Here is a 26,162-nt window from a genome sequence, read left to right on the forward strand (position 1 = left end):
TCATTGATTTTTTTATTTTCTTGATGGTAATGAAGCTTGGATGAGCTATTGATTTTACCTTTTAATGGATAGCTCAACCAGGTCTAAGGCTGTTTTTTGAGGTATTTTTTATCAAATTCCTCGGTTATCTCCACAACTTTTTTGAACAATTCGACCATTTCTGCCGTCTGTTTTTCCAACTTGTACAGGTAAGCCGATGCCTTTTTCTCGGAAAAACTCTTGTACAATAGCTTTACAATCTGATTATAATTGACACCAATAGAGCGGAATTGACTGTGAAACGAAGTCAGTCGCATATAGAAATCAACCGTTCCTTTGTCGATATGCACCGATTTTATCGTCTTATTGAAGATACAAGACGTTATAAAATGTGCCTTTACCTGCATACCCGATTTATCAAAGAGGGCAAGAAAACGGGCGTGTTCCTCCTCGTTAAAGGAAATCGTGTAGCGTATTTTCGCAGGGTCGTTTTTAAGCGGTCGCCCCGTCTTTTTCAACTGTTTTTTGTTGTTCTCATTCATCACTAATCCATTTTTAATTCACACAAAAACGCCGACTTCGGAGGACGTTTTCTGCCCCCTGCAAGGGCAAGTTGTTTTGAGCATCCGAAAAGTTTTCGAGATGCTCAAAACACAACTTGCCGTGTTCCGGTGAACACAAAAATCCGCACTTCGTGACGGATTAAATGTAACAGGGAAAAACGGCCCGATGCCGTCCTGTTTCGTGTCCATTTTGTCAAGATGCCTTTGCATAAATCCGTTAATATAATTCATCACACAAAGTAAAGACCTGCTTACAAGAGTATTGCAATGCAATACCCGGACAAACACTGTCTTTGAACGCCAAACAGTGCCACACTTCAATCAGCAGGTCTTTCATTCACTTTATTTGCCATATTGTTTTAGAGCAGGGAGTAAAAAATGTATTAAAACAGGGAAGAAATCAGGATTAGTGTGCAGGTAGTTTGGAATAAAAGCATAAAGTTTTAAAAACGTAAAACTATAAAAGTGTAAAAGCATAAAAGCGGTAAAGCATTTTGCCATTTGAGAAGTTTACCATTTACCAAAAAACATATCCAACAAGGCTGTAAGAAAAGCAAAAAAATATACAGGCGTATTCCTGACAAACAATGCAGAAAATTGGGAACAATGTAATATTCAAAAGCAGGAATATTCAAACCTGCAAAGCAAGTAAAACGTGTAACAATAAATTTTTAAATAATGGAAACAAAGAAAAAAACCTTAAAAATCAGCTTCTCCACGCAAAAGGGCGGTGTAGGAAAATCGACAATGACCACCTTGCTGGCAAGTGTGCTCCACTACCGGTTAGGTTTTAACGTCTTGGTATTGGATTGCGACTTTCCGCAGCATAGCCTGACCAATATGCGTGAACGGGATAAGAAGACCTTAATGCAAAATGAATATCATAAAAAGGCGGCAATGAAGCAGTTTCAAACCATTAACAAAAAGGCATATCCGATTATCAAAAGCAAAGCCGAATATGCTTTAGAAAAAGCATCGGAATATGTAAGCCAATCGGCTATTGTACCGGATGTTATTTTCTTTGATCTGCCCGGAACCGCCAATACCAAAGGGGTACTAACCACTTTGAAAATGATGGATTTTATCTTTTCGCCCATAACCGCCGACCGTTTGGTCGTGGAAAGTACATTGGGCTTTACCAAAGCCTTTCTTGAACTCCCGAAAACCATTGAGGGTAATGATGAGCAAGAGTTATGGCTGTTCTGGAACCAAGTGGACGGAAGGGAAAAAACAGGCTTGTATGAGGCTTATCAAAGTGTTATCAAACAACTCAGCCTACCCATAATGGAAACAAGAATAATGGACAGCAAGCGTTTCCGAAAAGAAACAGACGATACCGAAAACTATGTATTTAGATCCAGCTTGCTGCCCGCCGAAACACAATTGCTGAAAGCCACAAAAATGGATTTGTTTATCGAGGAATTTTTAAAAATCACGCAGCTATAAAAGTGATGAACTATGAGTACTGAAAATAAGAATAACGATTTTAAAAAGCCTGATGTTGATGAGGATTATTTGATGAACATCATCAGTGGCGATGAGCCAGTTGCTTTGACTAAAAACAATCAGCAACCGGAATCACCAAAGGAAACGAAGCCCAAACCTAAAGAGAAACCCCGAAGCAGTTCATCAAAAAAAGCGGACTACGAGGAAACATTTCTGGTCAATCGGTTCCCATCCGGTCGTAGTGGCAAGGTCGTTTACATTCGTCCGGAATACCACGAACGGTTGCTCCGCATTGTACAATTGACAAGGGAGGAAAAAACAACCCTCTATTCCTACATTGACAATATCCTTGAACACCACTTCAGGGAGTTTGGCGATGATATTACAAATTATTTCAACGAACGTTTTAAACCCATTTTGTAGCTATGGAAATACTAATCGTGATATGCCTGCTGATAGTCATAGCCCTGCTTTTGCAGGACAAGATTGTAATTAAGAAACGGTCGGAGCAAAAGCCAAAACAGGAAAAAGTCAATCCGAACCTGCCCGATATTATGGGGCAGCCCAAACCTGTAATGCGACTTTCGCAGCCAAACACTGCCAATGAACGCCAAATTCAGGAACCAGAGATAAACCCCGCTAATTTAGACATCGAATACGACGAAAATGAAGACGTAGGTATTCAGGTTCCGCAGGAAGAGCTGGACGAAGTTTTCAGTAATATGCCTGATTTTGAGGAAGAGGAAGAAGAATGGAACAGGTACGGAACATCCGGTGGCGATGACGGTTTTGCCCAAGGGGTTACCTTTGAAGAACTAAACTCCGTGGGGGTGTTGCTCCAAAAAGAAAAACTGGAAACAGACCAAAAGGAAACAACGGTAGCCATAGTTCAAAGATTACAGGGAACCGAATTATTCAGCCTGCTGGAAAATTCCATTGAGGGTGCTTCCCGAAAAATTGCCGAGCTTTTGGACAGCACACTCTCTACTGAAACAGAAGCCGGTTCTTCCAATTTGCGGAAAAATGATTTTGAAAACTTTGACATTGGGGAGTTTGTGTGAGGGTTCTTTCTCGTGTTTACATTCTCAGATTTAGATATTATTCGACAATTTTTTAAGGTCAGTTTCATAGACTTTTAATAAAGTCTCATTAAGCTGTGAATATTTCTGAAGCTGAGTAATCCTCTTTTTTAACCTCTCAATATCATATTGTTTTGAATAATCATCTTTATCATAATCTTCAATATCAAAAGAAGGGTTATTATCTAATAAAACATTAATGATGCTTGTATCAGCATTATCAGATAGGTTTACAGCATTTTCAATCCACTGCTTTGTTCTCTCATTTTTTGCATTATTAGCGGCTTGGCCTAATGCATATTCTATCCAAATCCTGGCTGTCTTGTCAATTTCGTTAGCAATATCCATCCATTCTTCTACAGATTTATGATTTAAATTGTCTGTTTCTAATTCCGCCAGGTCTTGATTGCGTAAAGCATTATAAAAATAAGGTTCCTCTTTGTCAGGATTTAGCTTAGACAATGTATCCAGGATAGGCTCGAAACTTTGGAAAGGTCTTCTTCCAGATGGAAGAGAATGCCGGTGTTGCCATAACATTAATATTACATCAAAACACTCTTTTTCTGCTGCCTCTTTTTCATTCCCTTCTGATTGTTCAGCAACAGATATTTTTTCTGCAAGATAATGAGCCATCCAGCGTGAGAAGGTATCAACGCCTGGTTCTAATTTAAGCTCTTTCACGAAGAGTTTACCCAAGTTTATGATTTTTTCCTGTAGTTCTAAGTTCTCCATCTGATGACAGTATAAATAGTTTATGTATAGGTTTCGAATATTCGTATTTATCTTCCCGGCTCCGGTATTTATAATTAATTTCCCTTTTTATTCCAACTTCCAATATCAGGTCACAATTAAGAGTTGAACACATGTGTTTTAAAAATTGTAATGACGCTTTTAACCGTTTACCGGCCTGATTTGGATTTTCATCTCTGTCGTCTCTGTGACTGCTCCATATTGCGCATTTCAAGGCTGGATATGATGACTTGGGTGAATACCAAATTTTCCCGTTACCATCTACAGACAAACTTAACCTGTCCACAATATCATCTCCTATTACAAAAGGAGGATAGTCTACATTATCAGCATAGGGATCATATTCGTCTAATCTTTTGGAAACAGATTCATCCTTAATCCACCCCTTAAGCTCAAAAGAACCTGATTCTATTTCCATATCCCTCTCTTTATAATTAGGAAGTTTGTAGTCATGAGGATCACTGCAGGTTTCCAGTGCTATCATTAGTGCGCCGGAAGTGCCTTTAGAAACCAATGCAGAGGCAATTGAAAAACTTTCGGTTCTTTCGCTATCTTTTTCTTCCCATCCTCCCCGTACATTAAGCCATTGTTCTCCGCTGTCATCGTCTGTTAGTAATGCTTCATAAAAACTCTTTTCCGGAATTTCCGATTTCCAGTTATCATCCTTACTTTTAGAAAGCCATTCTGGTCTCTTTAATGGCACTGGATCACGATAGTCTATTAACCATTTTCCATCAGCACACGTTAATAAATGACCTGAGATCCACTCGTCCCACTCATTATCATACCAATCTCTTTTTGATACTACAGGCATTTTTTCGAGAAACTTTGCTGCTGCTACCATCATGGAATGGTAAGACAAATAGAAGTCAAGATTATCTGTTCTTGGGTAACTTCCATGGTCATGCCAAGTTTCTCTTTCATTCGAATATCTATTCCATATCGATATTCTCGGATCATTGTTATAACCGTTTTTCTCTTTTATACCCCATTCTTCAATAATGACATTAGCAGCTATATCTTCTAATTGTTTCCCCGGTACACCAAATACATCGCCCAACGGTTCAAACCAGTACCTGTCAAAATCCCATCCGAAATGAAAATCATATTCAGTATTAACTAGTCCGTTAATGTGCCAATAACTATCTACTGTATCATTGTAATCCATTTCCACTACCGGCATATTGCTTTTACCAACAGCTTTTAGTTTATTCAGTGTTTCGTCATCATATATATCGTCCAAAGAAGTGGAGAGATTGACCGATATTTCTGCTGAAAACTTTTGAATAAGGATGTGAGGTTCACCAAAGGCATAATGAACGAATATGTCTTTATATTGAACCAACAACTCGGGTTTATCAAGAGAAACTCTTACTAAAGCAATTAATAAATATAATCGGGCATGAAGATTATAAAACGGAAATTGACAGCTACCAAAGGCATCCACTTTGTCATGCTGCATCCAGTTAATCAGTTCATCAATGATACCCGTACAGTTGAATTGGGCTAATGCACTTACCGTATGTGCTGCATTCCATCGTTCTGATGAGCGAGGGGATCCAAGAGCAGACCAAATGAAACCCGCTATATTTTTGTTGACATTCTTAGATGTAAATAACCATTTATCCCATTCGCCATCACCAAAATCTTTCTCAATATGTAATTCAAATCTTGATAGTGTAAAATCAAGTAAGTCCGTTACCTTTACAGGGTCGATTATTGAAGTAGCAATACTTACAAACCCAAAAAACATTTCTGCGTCAGAAAATTCGTACCCGCTTGACAGCCCTTCAAATATTCCTTCTTTTAGTTTATCTATTTCACTTTCACTAAGATTAAAATCCTGAACAAAATATTGAAAAGAATACAGGCTTATCAGTTCTTGTGCATACTTCCTTCCTAATTGCTTTGCTAAAACAGGCCAGTTTTTCTTGAAGCTGACCTTATTTTTCCATTCTTCTGGAAGCAATTTGAAAAAAGATTTGAGTTCATAACGATTTACTCTTGATAAGAGTAATATATCAATAAATTTCCAGAGATCCTTTTCATTCAATCTTTGTATCACTTCGTTCCAAAAGCTTTCAATGTCCCTGTAGAAACGCTTATCGGATATTGCATTAAAAGCAAGAAGGCATTTTTCAAACTGTTCATTGTTGAGAATATCCAGAGCTCCAAAGACATCTTCCCAATGTACATTATCATCAGTTCGATTTGTGTTTTGAAGAGTTTTATCTTCTTTATCCTCCGGCAATAATTTTTTATTCTTTTGATGGTAAGCTAATATTCCATCTAATGTATCATTCTGGATATTTTGCCGGGAGGCTATTTGCTGCATCTTTTCCCAGTAATCGGCGGTGGTACCTTCTATTTGGAGCAGATAGACGGCATCTGCAAATATCTTTTGCTTTATTTCTGTATTACCTTCATTTTCCAGGCAGATGGAAAGCAACTCTTCAAGTTGATGATAGGAGAAAAATCTTGACATCGTCCATCCTGTTGAAGGCGATATTTTGCCGGATTGTACCAATTCCATCAGTAATGCTTCTAACTGGTATTCAAACCTTCCTATGTCTCTATCCCGCCACCGGCTTAGTGCAGATATTCCTTCTCCGCTCGACATTCTCGCACAAACAGCAATCGCTTCGCTTCTGTTCCAATACTTTTCACGGGAGACATATTCTCCCACTACTTCGGCACAGCGTATAAAACGATAAGCTAATTCGTCAGAGACACTATCTCCATTGCATGCTTGTTTAGCAAGTGATACAACAGCTTCCCATCTCCTGACTATTTCGTCGCCAAATTTAGACACGATGTTTACGGCCTCTTCAAAATATACACTGGCGTCATCAGAGGCTGTATTCAATACAGCACGGGCAAGTCCGATATATCTTTCCGCCATTTCTTCAGGGCCATCTTCGGTGATACTTTTTATTCGCTCATAAGCACTTTGCTCAAGCTCCTGTTTTACTAAGGATAAATGCGGTAATCTGAATGCTGCTCTTACTGTATTCAGCTCATCGGGAATCCACAAAGCTTTATTGTTCTTGATGTAGGTATTATAAAACCAGTTTACTTCTTCAGTATTTCCTTTGTCATATAATATTAGAATAGATGACTGAAGTGCAGCAATCTCGTTAGGTAAAGTATCGTAAGAGCGATATCTATTGGTTCTTGCTTTGTGTGATTTTTCATTCGCATTTTTTACTTCACCTTCAAAATTGAAGTCCTGCTGGCTCAATATTCTAACCCTTAGAAGATACCAGGGAAACAAGCCGTTGATTATTTCTTTGAATTCTTTAATCTCATTATCCCGATCATAGTCACTTTTTTCCTTTTTGTCAGCTAGATTTCGAGGCAAAATAGCATCAATATCTACTTCCGATTTATCTTCCAATAAGTTTCGGATTGCGAGTGTTTTTAGGTAAAAGGTACGTTCCTGAGATTGATGTGCACTATATACCATCTGCGACGCTTGTAAAGGGATATAATGTCTCAATACCCTTCGCAGTTGTGCAGATGGTAAGTTTCTATGTAGACAAGCCTCTATAAAAGACACTATAGCTGGTGTAATATTGTCACCCTGATAGTACTGCTTTGGTTTTTTAATCCTGGATTTCGAACCTGTTAGGAGACATAAACAAGTTTCAATAAACTGTTCTTCCGGGAATCTCCCAACTTTTATGAGTTCGCTGACAATAGCTACTGTATAGTACGGTTGCCTGATACAAATTTGCAGGAAATTATTAATAGCTTCAAAATTTCCAATATCTATAAGTCGCTTTATTAGACTCTTCATTATGTCAAAAACAAATGCTTTGGACGTGAATCGATTTAGGAAATCAATACAATCTTCTACCCCGTAAATATTGAAAAATGCATATGCTAATTCTAAAACATCCCTTTCTGTAACCTCATTTTGCGGGTGGCGTTCATCACTTTTCCGAAGATCTTCAAAGTATATTTGCAGCCAATTTACAGCAGCCCTTAAATAACCTCTGGCTTCTCCCTTATATTCATTAATTCCTGACAATAATGAAGCAGTAAAGACATTCTCTGAACCATTCCAGGCACCACTCAGTAAGCGTTTAAATGCAATATCCTGAACCTTTTGTTGATCCTGCAAAGTAACAAGCAGGTCAATATTATTCTGAAAAAGCCCGAGCTGCCGCTGATTTCCAGCCACTTCCTCGCCAGCTCTCATAGCTATCTTAATCGCATCATTATAATGTTTGGCTCTCAGTGCTGCACGGAAAGCAAACTGTAACCTGTAAACACGTACATTTCTTGCATCGATTGGATTATCTTCCGGCAAATAACTGTCCGAAAGTGTAATTTCGATTAGTTTTTCATATTGCTCTGCCTGAAGGTACAGATGCGGCAGAACCTCGGCCACATAAGTGTACTGATTGGCTAAAGGCTCTAATATGTTTATATAGGTTTCGAAATTTTCTTTTTTTGCCAAGAAAGTTTTTCTAAACCACGTTTCCGTTGGCTCATCTCTGAATTGTACAGATTCGTCTGACAACCACAACGAGCGACCAATATCTGCTACAAAGCTTTTAATTGTCTCGGTTGTTACTCCTGCCGCTTTTGCTAAAATTTCTATTGGAATATGAGGAGGTAAGCTTGCCAACCCTAAACATATTGCCTGTATTTGTTCCTGAAAAGAATCCGACAAGGAATCTTTTATTGTTGATATCGCTGTGTTTAATTGCAGTTCAATCTGCTCCTCAACGGTCATTCCCGCAGGACCTAATCGGCTTAATAATTCAGAAACGGTTGATGCATGAACACTTAATGCATTTGCCTGCACACGAGGATTGCCACTGGTTAACCGATGAAATTCCGTCCCGTCTTTTTCGTCAGCTTCAGGGAACCATTTCCGTAAATTTATTAATGATTCAGTTTCGGAAAATGCTTCTAATTTAAACTGAGCAATTTTAGAGTTAGGTTTTAGTAACTGAATTCGTTCTGTTCTGCATAATAAAACCAGCTTACATCCGTCCGGTATATTTTCACGAAGCAATTCGTTGGCAAAACAGGGATGGTTGTATTCCTGAGCTGCCATTTCTGCATTATCTGCCGCATCAATCAAAATAAATAAGGTGGCAGAATCACTTGTTTGTTTTAAGGTTTTTACAGCGGCGTCAATCCGCCATAAGAACTTCTTCATAATATCATTATCCTGGGAAGTGTCCTGTACAAGCAAAGGATCGCATAGACCTTTTACGGCAAGTTCATTGACAATTTGAACCAAAGCATCCCGATGTCTATGTCGAGGTTCGCTACGATTTCTGTATCGCCCCGCTCCAAAACAATCATAGGCAATACCTATTGAATCTGAAGGTAATGAATGTATTAGCTGGCGACAGAATACAGATTTGCCAACACCGCCCGGTGCATGGACAATGACAGGATATGAAGAATTTGAAATATTTTTGACAAGCTCATTGTGTTGTTCCCGCTCAATGATATTTTCTGCCTGTTCCCATATGGCAGGAGCCGGAAACAGGTCTCTCTCGGCGGAAATACCGAAGCAATGCTCAGAAATCCGGAAACTGCCTACCTCGTATCCAATGAGGAATTTGATAAGAAACTCGAAGAGTTGGGCTGGTCGCCAAGCGACCTGATTACGATGTCAGGAATGTATATGGACAGGTTCGCCTACCAAACGGAGCAGGCGGTCAAAAATTGGTTCCGCAATCTGTTGGAGGTACTTTTTCGGGCTGCGGCACTCGTCGTGGATACTATACGAACGTTTTTCCTTATCGTACTTTCCATATTGGGGCCGATAGCCTTTGCAATAAGCGTATGGGACGGTTTTCAGTCCACGCTCACGCAATGGCTGACCCGGTATGTCAGCGTTTACCTATGGCTACCCGTAGCCGATCTGTTCAGTTCCATGCTCGCCAAAATACAATCCCTCATTATTGAAAAGGATATAGCAATGCTTGCAGACCCCACCTACATACCCGATACGGGCAACACCGTGTACATCGTGTTTATGATAATCGGTATTGTGGGTTATTTCACGATCCCGACCGTAACGGGCTGGATTATTCAGGCTGGAGGAGCAGGAAACTTTACCCGTAATGTAAACCAGACCGCAATGAAAGCCGGAAACATCGCAAGTGCCGGGGCTGGCTCAACAGCCGGAAACATCGGTGGCAAATTAATGGGAAAATAAAAACAATTAAATGATTTAAAAATGGAATTTAAAACGCTAAGAAATATCGAAAACAGCTTTAGGCAGATCCGTTTGTATGCCATTGTGTTTGCTGTTCTCTGCATCGGCGTGGTAGGATATGCCGTATGGCAATCCTACCGCTTCGCAGAAGAACAACGCCAGAAAATCTATGTGTTGGATAATGGCAAATCACTGATGCTTGCCTTATCGCAGGATGCCAGCATCAACCGACCTGTGGAAGCAAGGGAACACGTCAGACGTTTTCACGAGCTTTTTTTTACGCTTGCTCCCGATAAGAATGCCATTGAAAGCAATATGAAACGGGCATTTAACCTTGCCGACAAATCAGCTTTTGATTATTACAAAGACCTGTCGGAAAAGGGCTATTACAACCGTATCATATCCGGTAATGTGCAGCAACGCATAGAGGTGGATAGTGTCGTGTGCAACTTTGACACCTATCCCTATGCCGTGAGAACCTATGCCAAACAGTTCATCATACGGTCGAGCAACGTGACCCGGCGTAACCTGATTACCACCGGCTATCTCGTGAACTCCGTCCGTTCGGACAACAACCCGCAAGGCTTCAACATAGAAAAATTTGCAGTGGTTGAAAACAGGGATATCGAAGTTATAAACCGCTAAAACTAGGGATATGAAACAGTTACTTGATTTAAGCACATTCGCAAAAACACTGACTGATAAAGGATATGATGGGTATTTCCAAACGGAGGGAGCTTACCCCGATAAAATTAAAGACAGTATCAGCCAGTTCTTGGAGGCTTGCAAGAATGGTACGGACAAACCTCTGCGGCCCGATAGCTTTTCGTTAAGGACTTACATCGAATGGAATGGCGATGACAAACCCAAAGTTGATTGCTATATGCGGGTACGGTACGAAGACGGCAAATTCGATGTACAGAAAATGGACATTACAAGGAAAGACCAATACGGGCATTTAATGAAGAAGTCGGAACTGACAAACCTATCCACAGGTACAGTGCCGACCCGAAAAGAAGCCATTGCATTGGTGTCCGAACCACCTAAACAAAAGCTGTCTTCACAGGTCAGACGGCTCAGAATGTAATAACCGATAATCATTAAGGTATGAAAAAAATCAGAGCAAATATGGACAGGTACTTTGACAAGCTGGACGACCGCTGGCAGACTTTGCCCATCAGGAAACAGCACCAATATACCCTTTACTTTTTTGTGGGGTATCTGCTGTTGACCGCAGGGGTCATTTTCAAAGTATGGTACGACACGGCAAAGTCCGGTAACGACATGCACATCGAGCATATCGAAAACCCTGTCCTCAAAAAGAAAGAAAGTCCGGCAACCTTGCAGGACACCATAACAACAATTTTAAAAAATAGAATTTATGAAAGATAAGGAGAACAAAAAGTCGGTTGTCCGGGTAACGGAAGGAAATCCGTCGGTAACCGCTGATGTGCTGCAAGACAGCACAGAGAGCAAAGCCGAAAAGCTCAAAAAGCCACTTATATTCGGCTTGATGGGAATTGTCTTCGTGGGTTGTATGTACCTCATATTTAAACCATCCGAAGATAAAAAGGCAATGGAAAACATCGGGCTGAACGATGCCGTACCACAGGCTACGGATGCAGGGCTACCCGATGATAAAGGGAAAGCATACGAGCAGGAAATGCTTCAGCAAAAAGACCAGGAAAAACGCAACGCACTTACCACGCTTTCCGATTATTGGAACACGGAAGACAGTACACAGGACAATGAAGAAGCGTTTACCGAAGAGGAAGAAGCCTACGGATACGGCGGTGGCAGAACTTCTGGAAGAAACGGCAATCCTGCATTGAGCAGCTACCGCAATATGCAAAGCACATTGGGTTCATTCTATCAGGATGATAATGCGGAAACAACTGAACTCCGCAGGCAATTGGAGGAACTGAAGGAACAATTGGCCGAGAAAGATGTACCGCCTGTCGCCACCGTAGATGACCAACTGAAGCTAATGGAGAAATCCTATGAAATGGCGGCAAAATATCTTCCGAAGAATACGAATACAGAAAATGCTGCACTTGATAACAATGTTACTCCGGCGGTTTCGTCTGCCAACCAAAAAGAGCATTTTGTGGCGTTTACACCTGCAAGAAAAAACACCGTTTCTGCCCTGTACCGTGAGCCTACGGATAGTGCTTTCTTAGCCAATTGGAGCGAAACGAGAAATCGTGGCTTTTATACCGCAGGTTCCATTGAGCAGGTGGTACAACCCAAAAACAGTATAAAGGCAAGTGTACACGAAACACAAACGATAGTAGGCGAAACAGGTGTACGTCTTCGTTTATTGGAGCCAGCTCAAACACCACAACGAACCATTCCAAAAGGAACGATTGTAACAGCTAATGCCAAATTTCAGGGAGGGCGATTACAGCTAAAGATTACTTCAATAGAACTGGAGGGCAATATCATACCGGTAGATATAACCATTTATGACATAGACGGACAGCAAGGTTTGTATGTTCCGTATTCGCCCGAAATGAATGCCCTTACCGAAATGGCAGGCAATATGAGCCAGACTTCGGGAACCAGCGTGATGCTCACGCAGTCCGCCGGACAGCAGGTTGCCGCAGACCTTAGCCGTGGCGTGGTACAGGGCATTTCTGGCTATTTCGCCAAAAAGGTGCGCACACCCAAAGTAACCCTAAAGGCAGGCCATCAGGTCTTCCTTGTTTCCAAACAATGATGTTGAACTCAAATATTTTAAACAATGAAAAATCATTTTAAAACCTTTTGGGCTTTGGCCCTGATACTCGGCTTTGCCGTACAGTCCTACGCACAGGACAGCATCAAAGCACCGCTTGCCCTGGGCAAAATAGAACCGTACCGCATGGAAGTTACCTACGATAAAACTTCGCATTTGATTTTCCCTACCGCCATACGCTATGTGGATTTGGGAAGCGAATACCTGATTGCAGGTAAGGCGGAAGATGCGGAAAACGTACTGCGTGTAAAAGCATCGGTAAGGGATTTTGAACCCGAAACTAATTTTTCGGTCATTACCAATGACGGACGTTTTTACAGCTTCAATGTGTATTACAGTGGGTATCCCGATGCGTTGAGCTATGACCTTTTGACCATGCAGAAAGCGGTGGATAAGGCCAACAGTAATGATGTTCTTTTTGAAGAATTGGGCAACAATTCCCCGTCATTGGCGGGTTTGCTTCTGGAAACCATTTACAAGAAAGACAAACGTATTGTAAAGCATATCGGATCTAAGAGCTTCGGTATTCAGTTTATCCTGAAAGGCATTTACATCCACAACGGTAAATACTATTTCCATACGGAATTGAGAAACCGTAGCAATGTGCCTTTTCAGATTGATTTTGTCAATTTCAAAGTGGTAGATAAAAAGGTAGCCAAACGCACTGTTGTACAGGAACGCCCGTTGATACCGCTTCGTACCTACAAGCCACTCACAGAAATTTCAGGACAAACCACCGAACAGAATGTATTTCTGTTAGACCAATTCACTATTGCCAATGATAAGGTACTGTTGATTGAGATTTTTGAAAAGAACGGTGGCCGGCAGCAAACGCTTCAGGTGGAAAATTCGGATTTGATAAAAGCCCGGTTGATCAGCGATATGCACCTGAAATTTTAATAACCTTTTAAAGCAATAGCAATGAAAAAGTATATCTATACCGTGATGCTCGTCCTAATGGGTATCACGGTGGCACAGGCACAAAGGATGCTGCCTAAACAGAAAGGATTGGAAATAAGTGCGGGTGTATTGTCCGATGATAAAATTGGTAACGATTATTACATCAGCGCAGCAATGACCGTGAACGGAAAGAACGGAAATTACCAGCTTTGGGCATTGGAATACATGCACCAATACCACGGCTACAAGAACCTACGCATACCGCAGGAAACCTATACTGCAGAGGGCGGCTACAGTTTCTTCCTGCTGGGTGATGCCCGAAAGAATATCACATTGAATTTCGGAGTAACTGGCGTGGTCGGTTACGAAACCATCAACCGGGGAGAAACGATGCTGTATGACGGGGCGAAAATACTGAGCGAGGACAATTTCATTTACGGAGCTGGCGGACGGCTCACATTTGAAACGTACCTGTCAGACCGATTTGTGTTAGTCCTGCAAGGACGTACAAAGGTCTTTTGGGGTACGGATCTGGAACAGTTCAGACCGTCCGCAGGTGTGGGATTAAGGTTTAACTTTTAAAACGTAAAACAATGATAGCAATATTCAATAAATTCAGAATGGGGTTACTGCCATTGTATGTACTGTTGGCAATCCTCACAGCTTCGGTTACGCTGGTATCTTGCAGCAAGGATGATGAACTCGAAATACAGAACGATTTTCCTTTTGAGGTAAATGTGATGCCCGTACCAAAAGATGTTGCCAACGGGCAGACCGTGGAAATACGCATTACCATACAGCGTATCGGAAATTATACAGGTACGCAATACTATCTCAGGTATTTTCAGTTTGATGGTACTGGCACGTTGCGGTATTACGATGAACCGCCATACCTACCCAATGATTTGTACCCGCTGCCAACGGAGCAGTTCCGTTTGTATTATACTTCGGCTTCTACCGTATCACAGTCCTTTGAGGTGTGGATTTCGGATAGCTTTGGGAACGAAAAGCAAGTGAGCTTTCAGTTTAACAGTAGCGATTAAGAGAAACAACTTTGATAAAAGAAAAGCCGACTTTAAAGGTCGGTTTTTTTGCTTCTGATTTTCGACCAAGGATGTTTTTGTTTAAATTTACTTGATATAATTCTCACAATATGGATGCAGTTACTTCTCAATTGGTAATGGGAATTATTCCGCTTGTTATCGGAATAGGGCTTATCTACTGGATAAGCAGAAGGAAATTTTACAGGCGTAGTCCTATGGGAGCGGAGGGCTTTTCAAGTTTTGAAGCATCTGTGTTTATCCGTTTTATAGAACGTGTTGGTAAATGGATCGCCTATGCTTTAATTATTCTTGGCGTTGTTGTTCTTTGGTCTTATACACAGATGAAAAAAGAGAGGGAGAAAAAGCAACAGGAACTTAATATTGAACAGCCTGCCTAACGCTGATCGAAGTTTTTCTGCTGATTTAATTTCAATCGGATAGCTCAAAAGGCTGTCCGATTTATGTTTATAACAAATGTAAACCGCCAAATACTGCCTTTCAGTGCCAATGGATGCAATATTTCCCAATCCTGCAATAAGCCTTTCTAAATTCGACTTCCACAGAAAAATGGAGCAGACTATGGAAGTTATCGCAATACAGAAATCCGCATTTGACGGAATGACAAATGAGTTGGAAGCACTTTTGGAACTGACCGAAAACGCTACTCGGAAATATACCCCGATTTTCAAAGAAGAGAAATGGCTGGATAACCAGGAAGTGTGTTTGATGATGAACATTACCAAACGAACATTGCAGACCTATAAGGATAAGGGTTTGTTGCCTTACTCTAAATTAAACCGCAAGAATTATTACAAACTCTCGGATGTACAGGCTTTGCTCGAAGCCGGACAGCCGTATAATACCAACGACAATGGATTTACTAACGAATGATACCCAAGAAATCATCGCCCATCAGGAGATGATAACGCAATTGAAAAAGCGTATCGAAATAATCTTGAAAAATTATCGCCCTGTAATGAACGGGGAAATTTACTTATCGGGTGAAGATGTGTGTAAGTTGTTACATATTAGTAAACGGACGTTACAGCAATACCGGGATGACACAATATTGCCATACATTCAAATTGGTGGTAAGATTATTTACAAAGAATCAGATATACTACATATTCTGGAAAAGAACTATACGGGTTGATTGCTTTAGTGATGATCTCTGAATCTTCGTTTTAATATATAGTATCTAAATAAGAGTCTGTCATACCATAAGGCAAACAGCAATAATCCTACAGCAATCAAAAGCGTTCTTAATTCAAGATATGGAAATATAAATCCTCCAATTATTCCTCCTGAAAAGAAACAACAAATAATGGCTAGTTTCAGATAGATGCTTTTACTTAGTTGCATACGCTCGGAACGTTCCTTATAAAATAACATTTGTGATAATTCAATACCAAGATCCGTAAATAGGCCTGTTAGATGGGTTGTTCTTACTACTGATTGAGACACACGTGTTACCAATGCGTTTTGTAAGCCCATAGCGAACAGTAAAGCTGAAGCTAAAAGAATAGAATACGGAAAAGGTTCTTTTGTCAGCAGAAAGGAAGAGAAACTAATAACAAATAGTATAAAGACCTCTATAGATATAGGGATTACATAAGTAGCTTGTTGCTTATATCTTGATACCCATTCCATGATTAGGCTGGAAGCAAAAGCTCCGAACAGAAAAAATAATATATAGAACAAATAAGCAAATGCCATTCTGTAATCCTTCAAAACAAGTTCTTCTGAAAAGAAAGCGAAATGACCTGTAACATTTGTTGTTAATGTATTCAATTCCAAAACGCTCGTAATGTTTACAATACCTGCAACACCCGATAAGATGGAAGCTAATTTAAGATTGTGGGAATAAGTGCGACCTTTCCCTTTATGTCTGAACATATTAGGGTTCTTTTATTGCAAATTTACAAAACTGCCTTTCTTTATTTGCTTGGCATTGTATATAATAAACAACATTCTTACCTTTGTTTGATAAAATATAGAAACTTAAAGTTGTTTTTACTTTAAGTCCCACATTGAAAACTGGTAATTTTTAGACTACGGGACGATAATAAGTAAGGACGCTCACGCTATAGGCGTGGGTGCTCGCTTATTCGTAGTCGGGTATACCAGTACCTCAATGTCGGTAAGTGTGGTGGCCTACGCTTTTTTTTGTGCAGGTACTCCATTAATTTAATACTGATATATATGGAAACTGGTACACTACAAAAAAAAATACGCTTTCTTTTATCAATGATAAAAGCCCGATTGTAGATATTATCTGCAATGACCTCTCTGATTCAGGATTTGAAATACTATTCCGCTCGCAACATATCGAAGACGGAATAATTCAGTTATCTGCTTTAACCTCTCTACCTGAGGTCTGTATCATTGATCTTGATTTTTACGATAAGAATGTATTGGCAGATCTTCAGGAATTACACAAACAATATCCAAGTATTAAGCTGATTGCCCATAGTGATAGAGATACCGAAAAAGCTGTAAAACCGCTTTTGGAAATGGGTTTTGCAGGTTACCTTCTCATTGGCAGCGATAGGGACGATTTCATAAAAGCCATTGATGGAGTTACCAATGGAGGAAGATATTTTAGTGTGGGCGTAGCGAAGATTGTACAGGAATATTTTGGCAATAAGTAACAGCCCAATCCTAACACCGTAAAAATATCTATTCAAATCAAGCGACCTTCTTTTGCTTCTTTTCTTTGGTCGCAGTCTGAAAAGAAAAGAAGTCACTCCCGAATACAACAAATGGGATAAAGAATATCCCACGAAATAATATCGCAATCTGTTTGGTAAAATGTAGAGAGAGGGAATTGTGTAGGGGTGCATTTTGACAAAGTGGTTGCACCTTTTTAAATGCGAAAAGGCGGTTCCGACCAACGGAAGGATGCGTCTTTTCGCCGCCCGACTTTTGAGGTCAGGCAACTTTTAGGGGTTGGGTGTGGAAATTTTTCAGATTAATGAAAAATCCCCTGTTTTCGGTCATTCCGAAGCGAAACATATTCCACAATAACGAACAACCCATTTGAGCCAATGTAGCATTGATATACAAATCCTGCTTTTCCAATGCTTCTGCCAAACTACAACTTGGCGTATTGTCCGTTTGTTCGGACTGTTTCAGCAAGTCGCCAAATTCATCCGTAACCATTGGCAGGCTTGCCACCGTTTCGTACTTTTCGGAGTCGGGTTGTTTGATACTTCCGATAGTAGATAGTATTACTTGCCCTGTATGTTGGCTGTTCCCAAAATCCAACCAATATTTAGGCTCATCACGGTTGGCTCTGCGTTGTTTGCTCATAGCTGTGAGCATTTCCGCTATAGCAAACCTTGTCTTTACATTATCCACACAAGAAATATAAATCGTTGCTTTTGTATTTTCGGGCAGTCCTCCCAACGAATTGCGTTCAAACTTTTGGGTTTCTGCTTTCCAATTCGTTCCCATAAACCGATTGACACGGTTTATGAGTGCAACCGATTTGTACAATCCTGTTTCACTCGGTGAAAATCGCTGTCTGCCCAAATTGGCTTCCGTGATAATATCATCATCCCATAAACGCACCTGCAATCCTGCGTGTCCCAACTCTGTTAGGCTATGGCTCATTTCCATTAAGGCAGTCAGCACTTTTGAGCCTGTGCCACCTGCACCAATCAAATTGACTTCAATCGGGTTTGTAGGACTTATCAGATAGTTGTCTGTAAAATGTACTTTGGTTTTATCTGTATTCATCACAATAGATTTTTAAGGTTTTTGTTATACGGTTTTAATACTTCTTTTGGAAAGGGATTATCTGTGTTTATAAGGTCTTTCCAAACCTTTACGCAATCGCCTTTTATGGGATTGTGTTTGCCCAACAAATGGCTGAAATAAGAATTGAAAAAATAGTGTTCCCAAGCCTGTACAAATTCTTCAACCGATGCGGATTTCTTTATATCTATGCTTACCGTTCCCATACATACTTTACCATCTTCGTAAATATTGAAAAAAGGAGCATAATGGAGTTTGGTTTTATCATTCGGTCTTCTGTCACTCGCAAGGGCATATACGGTAAGGCTGTTTTTACTCGCTTTCCAAAGCATTGGCGGTACATATCCTTTACCATTGGGTATTTTCAGACTGTCCACAAAAAACAACTTTCTTTGCTGTGCTTTGGTGTACCAGATTACCGTGCCTTTTTCCGCACTCGGATTGATATGTAAAATGTTTGTCGGCAAAATTCCGTTTGGCTTTAAAAAGGCTTTGTCCTTGTCTTTTTCAGTGCGAAGTGACTTTGCCAATATATTTGCTTCTCTCACGGTCAATGGGTGGGCATTGATTGGATTTCCGTTTTTATCCATATCAAAATGCTCTACATACACATCGGTTGTCCGTCCTTTGGTTTCATAGAATACCAAAGCAGATTTTGGGTGGTATAATGTACCGAAGTCCTGTGTTATATCGTTTATCGTTTCCATATTTTTGCGTTTAACATTGGTGTAAAATATCGCTTAGGTTGTGTAACAATTGAAATAACCTGTTTTCAAAACAAAGATTGTTGGCGGTTATATCCCTGCCGTCAAACTGTTTTAGTATAATGGGTTCTTCCATTTGTCCGTATTCCTGTATATCGGTGTTTACGGATTCTATCAAGGTTTCGTTTAGCCAACCTTTGTGGTCTGCGTAAAATGAAATGTACTTTTCCATTCCGATAATGTTGTCCATATCTTCTTCAGATGCTTCCCCATTAGGTTTGGCATTGCGGAACACACTTTCATTCGGGTAGGTCAGATACAGGGAAAAGGCTTCTTTTGCTACCGCTAAACATTCCCTGTCAAACTCATTCCTTACTTTGAACTTTTCAATACGTTGTTCAAATACGGTCAGATTGATGCGGTTATAAATCCGTTGCTCGATAAAGTCCCCGATAAATTCGGCTTGTTTAATCTCTGAAAGATAAACTTCGGTTTCTTCTGTATAATCGTCCTGTTCCACCCAATCGTTCATCATTTCGTACATCCAATAGAGGTAACTTGCTTCCTGCCTGTAATAAGGAATATCGGCTATATGGTACAGATAAGCACAAACGGACAATAACAAGTGTGCGTTGGCTTTTCGCTTCTTATCGTGCAAAAGGCGATACAATGGCGAAACAGGAATGTAGAACAAGGTTGCTCCTGTATTGTAGCGTTCTTCACTTACAAAATAGGTTTTCTTGCTGTCCTGTACCAAACGGATTTCTTCCCAATCTAAAACTTTGCTCTTTAACTTTTCCTCTACATCAGCCATAGCCAATGCCATATTGTAGGGGTAGGTAAATTGTTTGGTCTGTGCAGGTTCAATATTATAATGTTCTGCCAATTTGGAAAGGGACTGAAAAAAATCCCTTTCCGTTTTGTCCGATTTCCTGCAAGCCTGTACGGTTTTCGTTTCTTTCAGTTTCGGCAGAAAGGTGCATTTTAGAAAACCATTGGCAACATCGCTGTTGGAACTGACCTGCGTTTGTCTTTCCGTACTTCGTTGGCGTCCTTTGGTTTTTGCATCCAATTGGCGAACTCGTTTAACTGGCGGTGCAATTGTCGTTGCCTTTGCTGTTCGGGTGTTATGATAGTTCCCGATAGGATATGTTTGTGCATAGTTCATCGCTTTAAATATTTGGTTTAACCTTTCGTTCCCATTACGCTCTCAAATCTGTACTCTACTGCATCATCTTTGATTTGCGGTGCAGATGCTTTTGCGGTAGTCAGTATGGGGTACATATTGGCGTAAAAATTCATTACGGCTTCCACGCTCCAACGTGGTTCGGGGTCGGTCAGTCTGATGTCCTGTCCTTTATCTTTGAGTATAAACACTCGTTCCAATTGCGTTGCTAATAACATAATGCTCGTTTTTAATGGTTAATACTCGTTTTCTTCTTCGTCCGTTTCGTCTGTTGGATAATCGGCTGTAACTTCTTCCGCTTTTGGCGGTTCGGGTGTGGCTTCTTCCATTGCTCCGAAAAGGCTCGGTGTGGCGAACTTGTTTGACAATTCCGTTTTGCGTTTGCGTATCTCGTCCGCTTTTTCGGGAAACTCGGTTATGTCGGGAACTTTCATCCACGCTTCACGGAATTTGCCCTCTTTCTCCAATTCGTCAGCCTTTGCCATTCCATCTTTAAATTTCTTGTCTTTGGCTTCTTTTTCCTTTTTGGCTTTCTCGGTCTTTTCTTTCTCCATTGCCGATTGCTTTTTGACCTCCTCCATTTGCTTTAGGAATTTTTCCATATCCACCATTACGCCCGAAACGGTTTTAACAGGTGCTTTTATCTGCTCAAAAAATCCCTCGTCAAATTCCTGTGGTGTAGCGTTAAACGTCAATGGCGGTATTAGGTTTTTTGCGTTATCTCCGCATTGTTCATTGTTGAGCATAACCGATACGATTAGGTTATTTTCTGCTCCTTTGGAAATATTCAGTTGCAATACTCCTGTAAAGTCCAAGGCTTGTATCTGATTGAAAAAATTGGTGTTCATCGTTCTGAAATTTTAATTACTGTTATTATTTTCCTTGATTGCTTTTAGTTTCTTGTGCATATCTGCCCAATACTCCTGCCTTTCCCTGTCACTTTCCATTGGTGGGTCGTGCCGATATTTTTTAAACCAACCTGTTTGTCGAATAGCTTTTACGAGGTCGGTAACTTCAATCCAATTCCCATCTTTATCTATGATTTTCATTGTACTTGTATTAATGGTTCTTATTTGCTTACTATCTCAATGTTTATTCTTTAGTAAGTCTTGGATTTGGTCGTATTTCATCCAAATTGTTCCATACATGGGTGAAAATCTCTTTTATTTCCTTGTCCGATAGTTTACGGAGCAATATGGCATTTCGGTATTCGCTATGTATGGTGACTTCTTTGCTTAGCAAATACCCTGTGGCAACTTTAAGGGTGCTTTGTCCGCTCTTTATACATAGATGCAGTATGGCATCACTCCAACCCTCATAGCCAATCAAAAGTGTTTCATCCATTGGAAGCCCACCAGAAAATGCTTTATTAATGGTTGGGTCGGTAAATGTCAGGCAGGCAAGACAGTTAAAAGGTTCAATGCCCTCATGCGTTGCTACTTTTTTGGCAAACAACACCTGTTCAATAGCTCCCTTGGGGTTTTCGATGCCGAATAGCAGGGTTTCAATTTTGAAAGAAAATTTCTTTTTCATGTCTTAATCATTTATGGTTATCTCAATCATTTTATGTTCTCCGAAAAACAGATGTATAGCCTGTTTTAATTTAGTTTCACATTTCTGTTTTTCTGTAAACTCAATCAAACAGTTGGTGATAAATATTGAATTGTAACCGTCAAACAGTTGGTCAGAAAATACTCTCGGGCTTCTATGCAACATCACATTGTAGCGTTTTAATATCTGTTCTGTATTGTCAACCAGTCCGTACCAAAAGTCGGCTGTTATTAATGTATTGTCTGACCATATACTCCGCATATATTCGTCACGCTCTCTGAAGCGTTCTGTTTCCTGTTGGATAAAGACGATTAATTGTTTAAGGGTATCGGGGAAAAGTTTTGCTACCAAATACGCCTTTTGTACGTTGTTCATTTCATTTAAAGCTTTCATATCTTTTGTTTTTAGTAGGCTACCACCGTTTAAGGCGGTAGCCTGTGGTTATTTAATTAAGGTTTAGGATTTCCGCACCGTCCAAAGCAAAGGCGGTACAAAATTCAAAGGCTTTCTGTGTACGCTGTTGAGCAGTTCCACCCATTACAATACTCTGTAGCTTGGCTTCTTCATCTTTGTAATTCCTTACGTTCTGATAGTAGCCCGTAACAGCGTTGTACGCTCCGAACAAAGTGCCTTTGGTGGTGTTCATCTGCTGTGTATCACTCATCATAGCATAGGCAAAGGCATCTTCAACGGTGTTTTTGAATACGGTTGAAATTTCATCTTCCGCACCTTTTTTAATGAGGTCTAAGGTTTCCTTGTTTGGGCAAAGTGCCAATTGGATTAGCTTTTTTACTTCGTTGTCACTTACCCTTACTTTTGTCCAATCATTAAAAATTGCTTCTAACTGGTTGCTCAATGTATTGGCAAGTCCCATAATCTTGTGGGCGTTCTCGATACGCTGTTTTGCTCCCGATGTATGTTTGATGCGTACCACATTGGTCATATTGCGTAACGATGCGTTAAGGGTGTTTTGGCAAACAATTCGGATAGGTGTAAACGCTGCGGTAATACTTCCGCTACCATCGTGAGAAGTTGTGAGGAAGATATATTTTTCTGTCACATCATCGCCATTGCCTACACGGATATAGTCGGGCAGTTTGGCTGTGATAAAAATGCGTTCTCCGTTGCCCAATGCTCCTGCGGTTTCGTACAGGATACCCTCGCCACCACCTACGATAGCATCAAAGAAATTAAAGGCTTCACGGTTTTGTACGATGTGGTAATCTTTACCCACTACGCCCAATACGGCATTGTTATCGGTACGAATGTTTGCGAAGTAGTTAGGTACTTCTAATTCGCTACTGCCTATCTCTATGCCGTTAGCAGTTTCGATAATGCCCGAACCTTTGGTAAACAATGGGGATTTTACTACTTCGTAATTTAACCCTGCGTGCTTTATAGCTTCCTCGCTTGTTGGGTATTGTTCCACGATTTGCCCCAAACCGTGCCACGCTTTTTGCTGTACTGAAAAGAAACTGTACTTTCCTGCTCTTTCGTTGAAATTGATATTATGTGCCATTTTGATAAAATTTTGATGTTAAAAAATGATTGAATACTCGTTGTTAAAATGGGAGGTCGTCCTCTGTTCCCTGTGCTGTAAATCCGCTGTTTTCAGATGGTGCAGTAGCCTGTACGGTTTCGGCTTTTCTGCTACCTCCATGCAGTTTGATGTTAGAGGTATGAAAATTCAGTCCTGCTCTTGCTTCACCATCATTACCTGTCCATGCTCTCGCACTTACCCTGCCTGTGAGCTCTACCAATGTGCCTTTTGTCAGTAGCTTGGCTACGTTCGGACTTATCCAATATGAGCAGTCGAAAAAGGTTGTTTGCTCCACTCGTTCGCCCTGTTTGTTTTTGTAGCTGTCGTTGGTCGCTACCGAAAAGTTTACTACTTGTTTGTCCTGTGACGTTGTGCGTACTTCCGCATCTCTTGTCAGTCTTCCTGTGATGTTCATGATTTCTACTTTTTTGCGTTATTGAATTTGTCCTGATTTGATTTTTTTGATTTATTCGGCAATGAGAGGAGGTGCTGTTTCGTTTCATTACCATTTCCAATGCTGTTGATCTTCATACCTGACATTTTTTTTATTCGTTTAAAGAGCCGGAGTATGCTATGTTTCGTTTCACGAGCAGAAAAAGGTTAGTGTTTAGGCGGCACAAGGTTTTGGAAAACAAATACTACCCAACGGGTGGAGATTTTTTTTCAAACTTGCGTGACCTTGTGGGGGCGTTAAGAACACGGAAATACCTTTGCTCTTGAAATGGAACAATAGGGCATACAGGCTTCTTTGAGTAAAAAAACAGTGGAAGCAATGAAGATGGTATTGGCAAATGGTTCCCAATGGATTGAAATAACACTTCCAATTGGTTGAATTTTTAAAACTCTATTTTTAAGTTGTGTGGCTGTGACAGCCACAGAGACAGAGGGTTGAAAAATCGTTTTGTGCGGGAGAAGTACCAGGGCAATATTTTTTAACCTTCTGTTTCAGCAGTAGACAAAAGCTCTTTTACAGAAGGGGAATAGGAGAGAAAAGTAAATGTGCTTTGGCTATAAAAAGTATAGACATAAAAAAAGCAGGACTTAATCCTGCTTCAATCTGACTGTTAAAAAATATACCCTGTTTTAAGCCATCACTTCTTCGGTATCATAAAATCCAAGTGGAGCTTCATTCAATAATTCTATTTCTTCATCTTCGATTTTGACAAGAAACGCATCTTCCATTGCCTTGAATTTAGGTGCTACCAAATCCATATCCTTACTGATTTTCTGGCTGGTAATCTTAGCATAGATCTGGGTGGTGGAAATATTCTTGTGTCCCATCATTTTGCTAAGGCTTTCAAGCGGTACGCCCTCGGTCAAAAACATGGTGGCAAATGTGTGACGTGCGGTATGGAAAGTAACTTTCTGTTCGGTAACAATGCCAGCTTCCTCAATAAGTTTACTGATATGCTTATTACAGGTCGCATTGGACGGAACAGGAAATATATAATCGCTTCTGGTAATGCCTCTGTATTTTTCAATAATGCGTTTGGGGATTTCCATCAGCCTTACGTTTGAAGCAACGTCAGATTTTTTACGCCTGCTGATAATCCACTGGTGGCCGTCGAAGAACGATTGAATATTGCTCCATTTCAGTTTCTTAATATCAATGTAAGAAAGTCCGGTAAAACAACTGAAAAGAAAGAGGTCTTTTACCAGTTCATATTTCTGTTTGGATGGGTTCAGGAACATTAACTTTTCCACATCCTCTTTTAGAAGGTAACTACGGTCGGTTTCCTCCATAGTGATCTTGTAATCATCAAAAGGATTATCCCGTAGCAAACCTTTTTTAATAGCCAGTTCTACCAGTGCAATAACGGGCATTGTATAAACCCAAACCGTATTGTGGGTACATTCTTTATCAATGCGGAGAAAGAAATCAAACTCCCGGATAAAATCGGAAGTGAGTTCCCGGAACGCCATATCCTCCCGATGGTACCGTTCCTTTATAAATTCGCTAAGATGATTGTAAACAGTGGTATACTTGGCATAGGTGCTTTTAGAGCGTTTCCCTTTAGCGACCATTTTTTCAAAGCCTTCATTCTGCTCCTTAAAGACTTTCAGTATGGCATCTTCCATCACACCGACACCCAGAAACGTGAGCTTTACCTTTTGTGCGGTTGCAAAGCCCTCGTGTTTTAGCATATCTTCATAAATCTTGTCGATACGGCCCCGTATGTTATCCAGCTTTTGATTAATACTCAAAGCTGTGGCACTCTTGCCCTCAACTCTTCCGTACTTCAAATCCCAATTATTGGGGTTTATTTCTAACTTTGTCCCGAAAGTCTTGGGTGTGCCATCAATAGTAATACGCCCCATGATCGGGGCATTACCGTTTTTTTTCAGTTCGTTCTTTTTCAGATAGAAAAGCAGCTTGAACGTCGATTTCTTTGCCTGCTCCATAACTCAAATGTTTAATGTTTAAAATTAAATTACATTGAGTTACAAGGGAATAGAGAATGCAGTGCAAAACACTGAAATATAACCTGTTAGGCTGTGTTATTACCTATGTCAATCGGTAACGAATTAGTAACCTAACGTTGTGTTTTCAAGCCCAAAACCTATCCGACACCGAGTTCCACACCAAGACTACTGTTTTATAAAGCGTTGTATTGCAATTGCTTTAACCGTTTTGCTTATTTTTGCTTTTATCTAATCTTTTTTATTGGAAAAACAAGACAATATTTTTCAATAAAGCAATTGCTTCTATCTCTATTTTAAGCACCTTCTTTCCT

The 26,162-nt window shown here is 40.3% G+C and carries 29 protein-coding genes and 1 pseudogene; 15 read left to right on the forward strand and 15 right to left on the reverse strand.

Features of this window, described 5'->3' with window-relative positions; translation table 11 throughout:
- Positions 1-83: 83 nt before the first annotated feature.
- The gene (gene mobA / locus AACH28_RS08945; RefSeq protein WP_078690890.1) at positions 84-521 is read right to left on the reverse strand and encodes a conjugal transfer protein MobA; all 438 of its coding nucleotides are present in this window, start codon (positions 519-521) and stop codon (positions 84-86) included.
- Between the two features lie 699 nt (positions 522-1,220).
- Here mobA and AACH28_RS08950 point away from each other — a divergent pair.
- The 3 genes from AACH28_RS08950 to AACH28_RS08960 are packed head-to-tail and all read left to right on the forward strand — an operon-like array spanning position 1,221 to position 3,049.
- Positions 1,221-1,988, forward strand: a complete 768-nt coding sequence (locus AACH28_RS08950) for a ParA family protein (protein WP_091095669.1) — start codon at positions 1,221-1,223, stop codon at positions 1,986-1,988.
- A gap of 12 nt (positions 1,989-2,000) precedes the next feature.
- Entirely contained in the window at positions 2,001-2,411 is a 411-nt protein-coding gene (locus tag AACH28_RS08955) for a DUF3408 domain-containing protein (RefSeq protein ID WP_091095671.1), read from the forward strand.
- A 2-nt stretch (positions 2,412-2,413) separates the two neighbouring features.
- Positions 2,414-3,049, forward strand: coding sequence for a conjugal transfer protein TraD (locus AACH28_RS08960; protein WP_091095673.1), 636 nt, complete (start codon positions 2,414-2,416; stop codon positions 3,047-3,049).
- Positions 3,050-3,079: 30 nt separating this feature from the next.
- Here AACH28_RS08960 and AACH28_RS08965 read toward each other — a convergent pair whose 3' ends face one another.
- Together AACH28_RS08965 and AACH28_RS08970 are read right to left on the reverse strand one after the other, a co-directional pair.
- Complete coding sequence (locus tag AACH28_RS08965; RefSeq protein ID WP_091095675.1) at positions 3,080-3,799, reverse strand: hypothetical protein; 720 nt, start codon at positions 3,797-3,799, stop codon at positions 3,080-3,082.
- The gene (locus tag AACH28_RS08970) at positions 3,756-8,993 is read right to left on the reverse strand and encodes a hypothetical protein (RefSeq protein WP_341832749.1); all 5,238 of its coding nucleotides are present in this window, start codon (positions 8,991-8,993) and stop codon (positions 3,756-3,758) included. Before AACH28_RS08970 ends, AACH28_RS08965 begins: the two co-directional genes overlap by 44 nt.
- Positions 8,994-9,353: 360 nt before the next feature.
- On the opposite strand from AACH28_RS08970, the pseudogene traJ reads away from it, so the two are divergent.
- The 11 genes and pseudogenes from traJ to AACH28_RS09025 form a co-directional block, all read left to right on the forward strand.
- Positions 9,354-10,007, forward strand: a pseudogene (traJ, locus tag AACH28_RS08975) (conjugative transposon protein TraJ); the annotation flags it as partial.
- 21 nt (positions 10,008-10,028) lie between these two features.
- Complete coding sequence (gene traK / locus AACH28_RS08980) at positions 10,029-10,652, forward strand: conjugative transposon protein TraK (protein WP_241313529.1); 624 nt, start codon at positions 10,029-10,031, stop codon at positions 10,650-10,652.
- A 10-nt stretch (positions 10,653-10,662) separates the two neighbouring features.
- Positions 10,663-11,094 (forward strand): hypothetical protein, encoded by a 432-nt coding sequence (locus AACH28_RS08985; RefSeq protein WP_049038323.1) that lies wholly within the window; start codon positions 10,663-10,665, stop codon positions 11,092-11,094.
- A 20-nt stretch (positions 11,095-11,114) separates the two neighbouring features.
- A complete protein-coding gene (locus AACH28_RS08990; protein ID WP_049038324.1) occupies positions 11,115-11,399 on the forward strand; it encodes a hypothetical protein in 285 nt (94 codons plus the stop codon).
- Positions 11,389-12,726: a conjugative transposon protein TraM gene (gene traM, locus AACH28_RS08995; RefSeq protein ID WP_049038325.1), complete on the forward strand. Its 1,338-nt coding sequence runs from the start codon at positions 11,389-11,391 to the stop codon at positions 12,724-12,726. The genes AACH28_RS08990 and traM overlap by 11 nt, the downstream gene beginning before the upstream one ends.
- 24 nt (positions 12,727-12,750) lie before the next feature.
- Positions 12,751-13,644: a conjugative transposon protein TraN gene (gene traN / locus AACH28_RS09000; protein WP_049038326.1), complete on the forward strand. Its 894-nt coding sequence runs from the start codon at positions 12,751-12,753 to the stop codon at positions 13,642-13,644.
- Between the two features lie 21 nt (positions 13,645-13,665).
- On the forward strand, positions 13,666-14,226 hold the full coding sequence (locus AACH28_RS09005) for a conjugal transfer protein TraO (RefSeq protein ID WP_091095689.1): 561 nt from the start codon (positions 13,666-13,668) through the stop codon (positions 14,224-14,226).
- 11 nt (positions 14,227-14,237) lie between these two features.
- Positions 14,238-14,687, forward strand: a complete 450-nt coding sequence (locus tag AACH28_RS09010; RefSeq protein ID WP_091095691.1) for a DUF3872 domain-containing protein — start codon at positions 14,238-14,240, stop codon at positions 14,685-14,687.
- 110 nt (positions 14,688-14,797) lie between these two features.
- Positions 14,798-15,085 (forward strand): molybdenum ABC transporter permease, encoded by a 288-nt coding sequence (locus tag AACH28_RS09015; RefSeq protein ID WP_091095693.1) that lies wholly within the window; start codon positions 14,798-14,800, stop codon positions 15,083-15,085.
- A 109-nt stretch (positions 15,086-15,194) separates the two neighbouring features.
- Positions 15,195-15,578, forward strand: a complete 384-nt coding sequence (locus AACH28_RS09020; RefSeq protein WP_341832750.1) for a helix-turn-helix domain-containing protein — start codon at positions 15,195-15,197, stop codon at positions 15,576-15,578.
- Positions 15,559-15,840: a helix-turn-helix domain-containing protein gene (locus tag AACH28_RS09025; RefSeq protein ID WP_091095696.1), complete on the forward strand. Its 282-nt coding sequence runs from the start codon at positions 15,559-15,561 to the stop codon at positions 15,838-15,840. The genes AACH28_RS09020 and AACH28_RS09025 overlap by 20 nt, the downstream gene beginning before the upstream one ends.
- A 5-nt stretch (positions 15,841-15,845) precedes the next feature.
- On the opposite strand, the gene AACH28_RS09030 is transcribed toward AACH28_RS09025, so the two are convergent.
- Positions 15,846-16,583: a YoaK family protein gene (locus AACH28_RS09030; RefSeq protein ID WP_091095698.1), complete on the reverse strand. Its 738-nt coding sequence runs from the start codon at positions 16,581-16,583 to the stop codon at positions 15,846-15,848.
- Between the two features lie 518 nt (positions 16,584-17,101).
- On the opposite strand from AACH28_RS09030, the gene AACH28_RS09035 reads away from it, so the two are divergent.
- Positions 17,102-17,338 carry a hypothetical protein gene (locus AACH28_RS09035; RefSeq protein ID WP_245725256.1) on the forward strand — a complete coding sequence of 79 codons (237 nt, stop codon included), beginning with the start codon at positions 17,102-17,104 and terminating at the stop codon, positions 17,336-17,338.
- A 280-nt stretch (positions 17,339-17,618) separates the two neighbouring features.
- Here AACH28_RS09035 and AACH28_RS09040 read toward each other — a convergent pair whose 3' ends face one another.
- The 11 genes from AACH28_RS09040 to AACH28_RS09090 form a co-directional block, all read right to left on the reverse strand.
- Complete coding sequence (locus AACH28_RS09040) at positions 17,619-18,428, reverse strand: PRTRC system ThiF family protein (RefSeq protein ID WP_091095700.1); 810 nt, start codon at positions 18,426-18,428, stop codon at positions 17,619-17,621.
- On the reverse strand, positions 18,428-19,153 hold the full coding sequence (locus tag AACH28_RS09045; RefSeq protein ID WP_091095702.1) for a PRTRC system protein B: 726 nt from the start codon (positions 19,151-19,153) through the stop codon (positions 18,428-18,430). Before AACH28_RS09045 ends, AACH28_RS09040 begins: the two co-directional genes overlap by 1 nt.
- A gap of 10 nt (positions 19,154-19,163) precedes the next feature.
- Positions 19,164-20,318: a hypothetical protein gene (locus AACH28_RS09050; protein ID WP_241313531.1), complete on the reverse strand. Its 1,155-nt coding sequence runs from the start codon at positions 20,316-20,318 to the stop codon at positions 19,164-19,166.
- A gap of 17 nt (positions 20,319-20,335) precedes the next feature.
- Complete coding sequence (locus tag AACH28_RS09055) at positions 20,336-20,554, reverse strand: PRTRC system protein C (RefSeq protein WP_019976352.1); 219 nt, start codon at positions 20,552-20,554, stop codon at positions 20,336-20,338.
- A gap of 18 nt (positions 20,555-20,572) precedes the next feature.
- Entirely contained in the window at positions 20,573-21,184 is a 612-nt protein-coding gene (locus AACH28_RS09060; protein WP_091095706.1) for a PRTRC system protein E, read from the reverse strand.
- A 12-nt stretch (positions 21,185-21,196) separates the two neighbouring features.
- The gene (locus AACH28_RS09065) at positions 21,197-21,385 is read right to left on the reverse strand and encodes a 3-isopropylmalate dehydratase (protein ID WP_091095708.1); all 189 of its coding nucleotides are present in this window, start codon (positions 21,383-21,385) and stop codon (positions 21,197-21,199) included.
- A 43-nt stretch (positions 21,386-21,428) separates the two neighbouring features.
- On the reverse strand, positions 21,429-21,869 hold the full coding sequence (locus tag AACH28_RS09070) for a hypothetical protein (protein ID WP_091095710.1): 441 nt from the start codon (positions 21,867-21,869) through the stop codon (positions 21,429-21,431).
- A 3-nt stretch (positions 21,870-21,872) separates the two neighbouring features.
- A complete protein-coding gene (locus AACH28_RS09075) occupies positions 21,873-22,280 on the reverse strand; it encodes a hypothetical protein (protein ID WP_091095712.1) in 408 nt (135 codons plus the stop codon).
- A gap of 52 nt (positions 22,281-22,332) precedes the next feature.
- Positions 22,333-23,406: a DUF932 domain-containing protein gene (locus AACH28_RS09080; RefSeq protein WP_091095714.1), complete on the reverse strand. Its 1,074-nt coding sequence runs from the start codon at positions 23,404-23,406 to the stop codon at positions 22,333-22,335.
- 43 nt (positions 23,407-23,449) lie between these two features.
- Entirely contained in the window at positions 23,450-23,842 is a 393-nt protein-coding gene (locus tag AACH28_RS09085; protein WP_091095716.1) for a single-stranded DNA-binding protein, read from the reverse strand.
- A 668-nt stretch (positions 23,843-24,510) separates the two neighbouring features.
- The gene (locus AACH28_RS09090) at positions 24,511-25,830 is read right to left on the reverse strand and encodes a site-specific integrase (RefSeq protein ID WP_241313533.1); all 1,320 of its coding nucleotides are present in this window, start codon (positions 25,828-25,830) and stop codon (positions 24,511-24,513) included.
- Positions 25,831-26,162 lie beyond the last annotated feature (332 nt).

Source organism: Sphingobacterium thalpophilum, from assembly GCF_038396785.1.
Lineage (GTDB): Bacteria > Bacteroidota > Bacteroidia > Sphingobacteriales > Sphingobacteriaceae > Sphingobacterium > Sphingobacterium thalpophilum_A.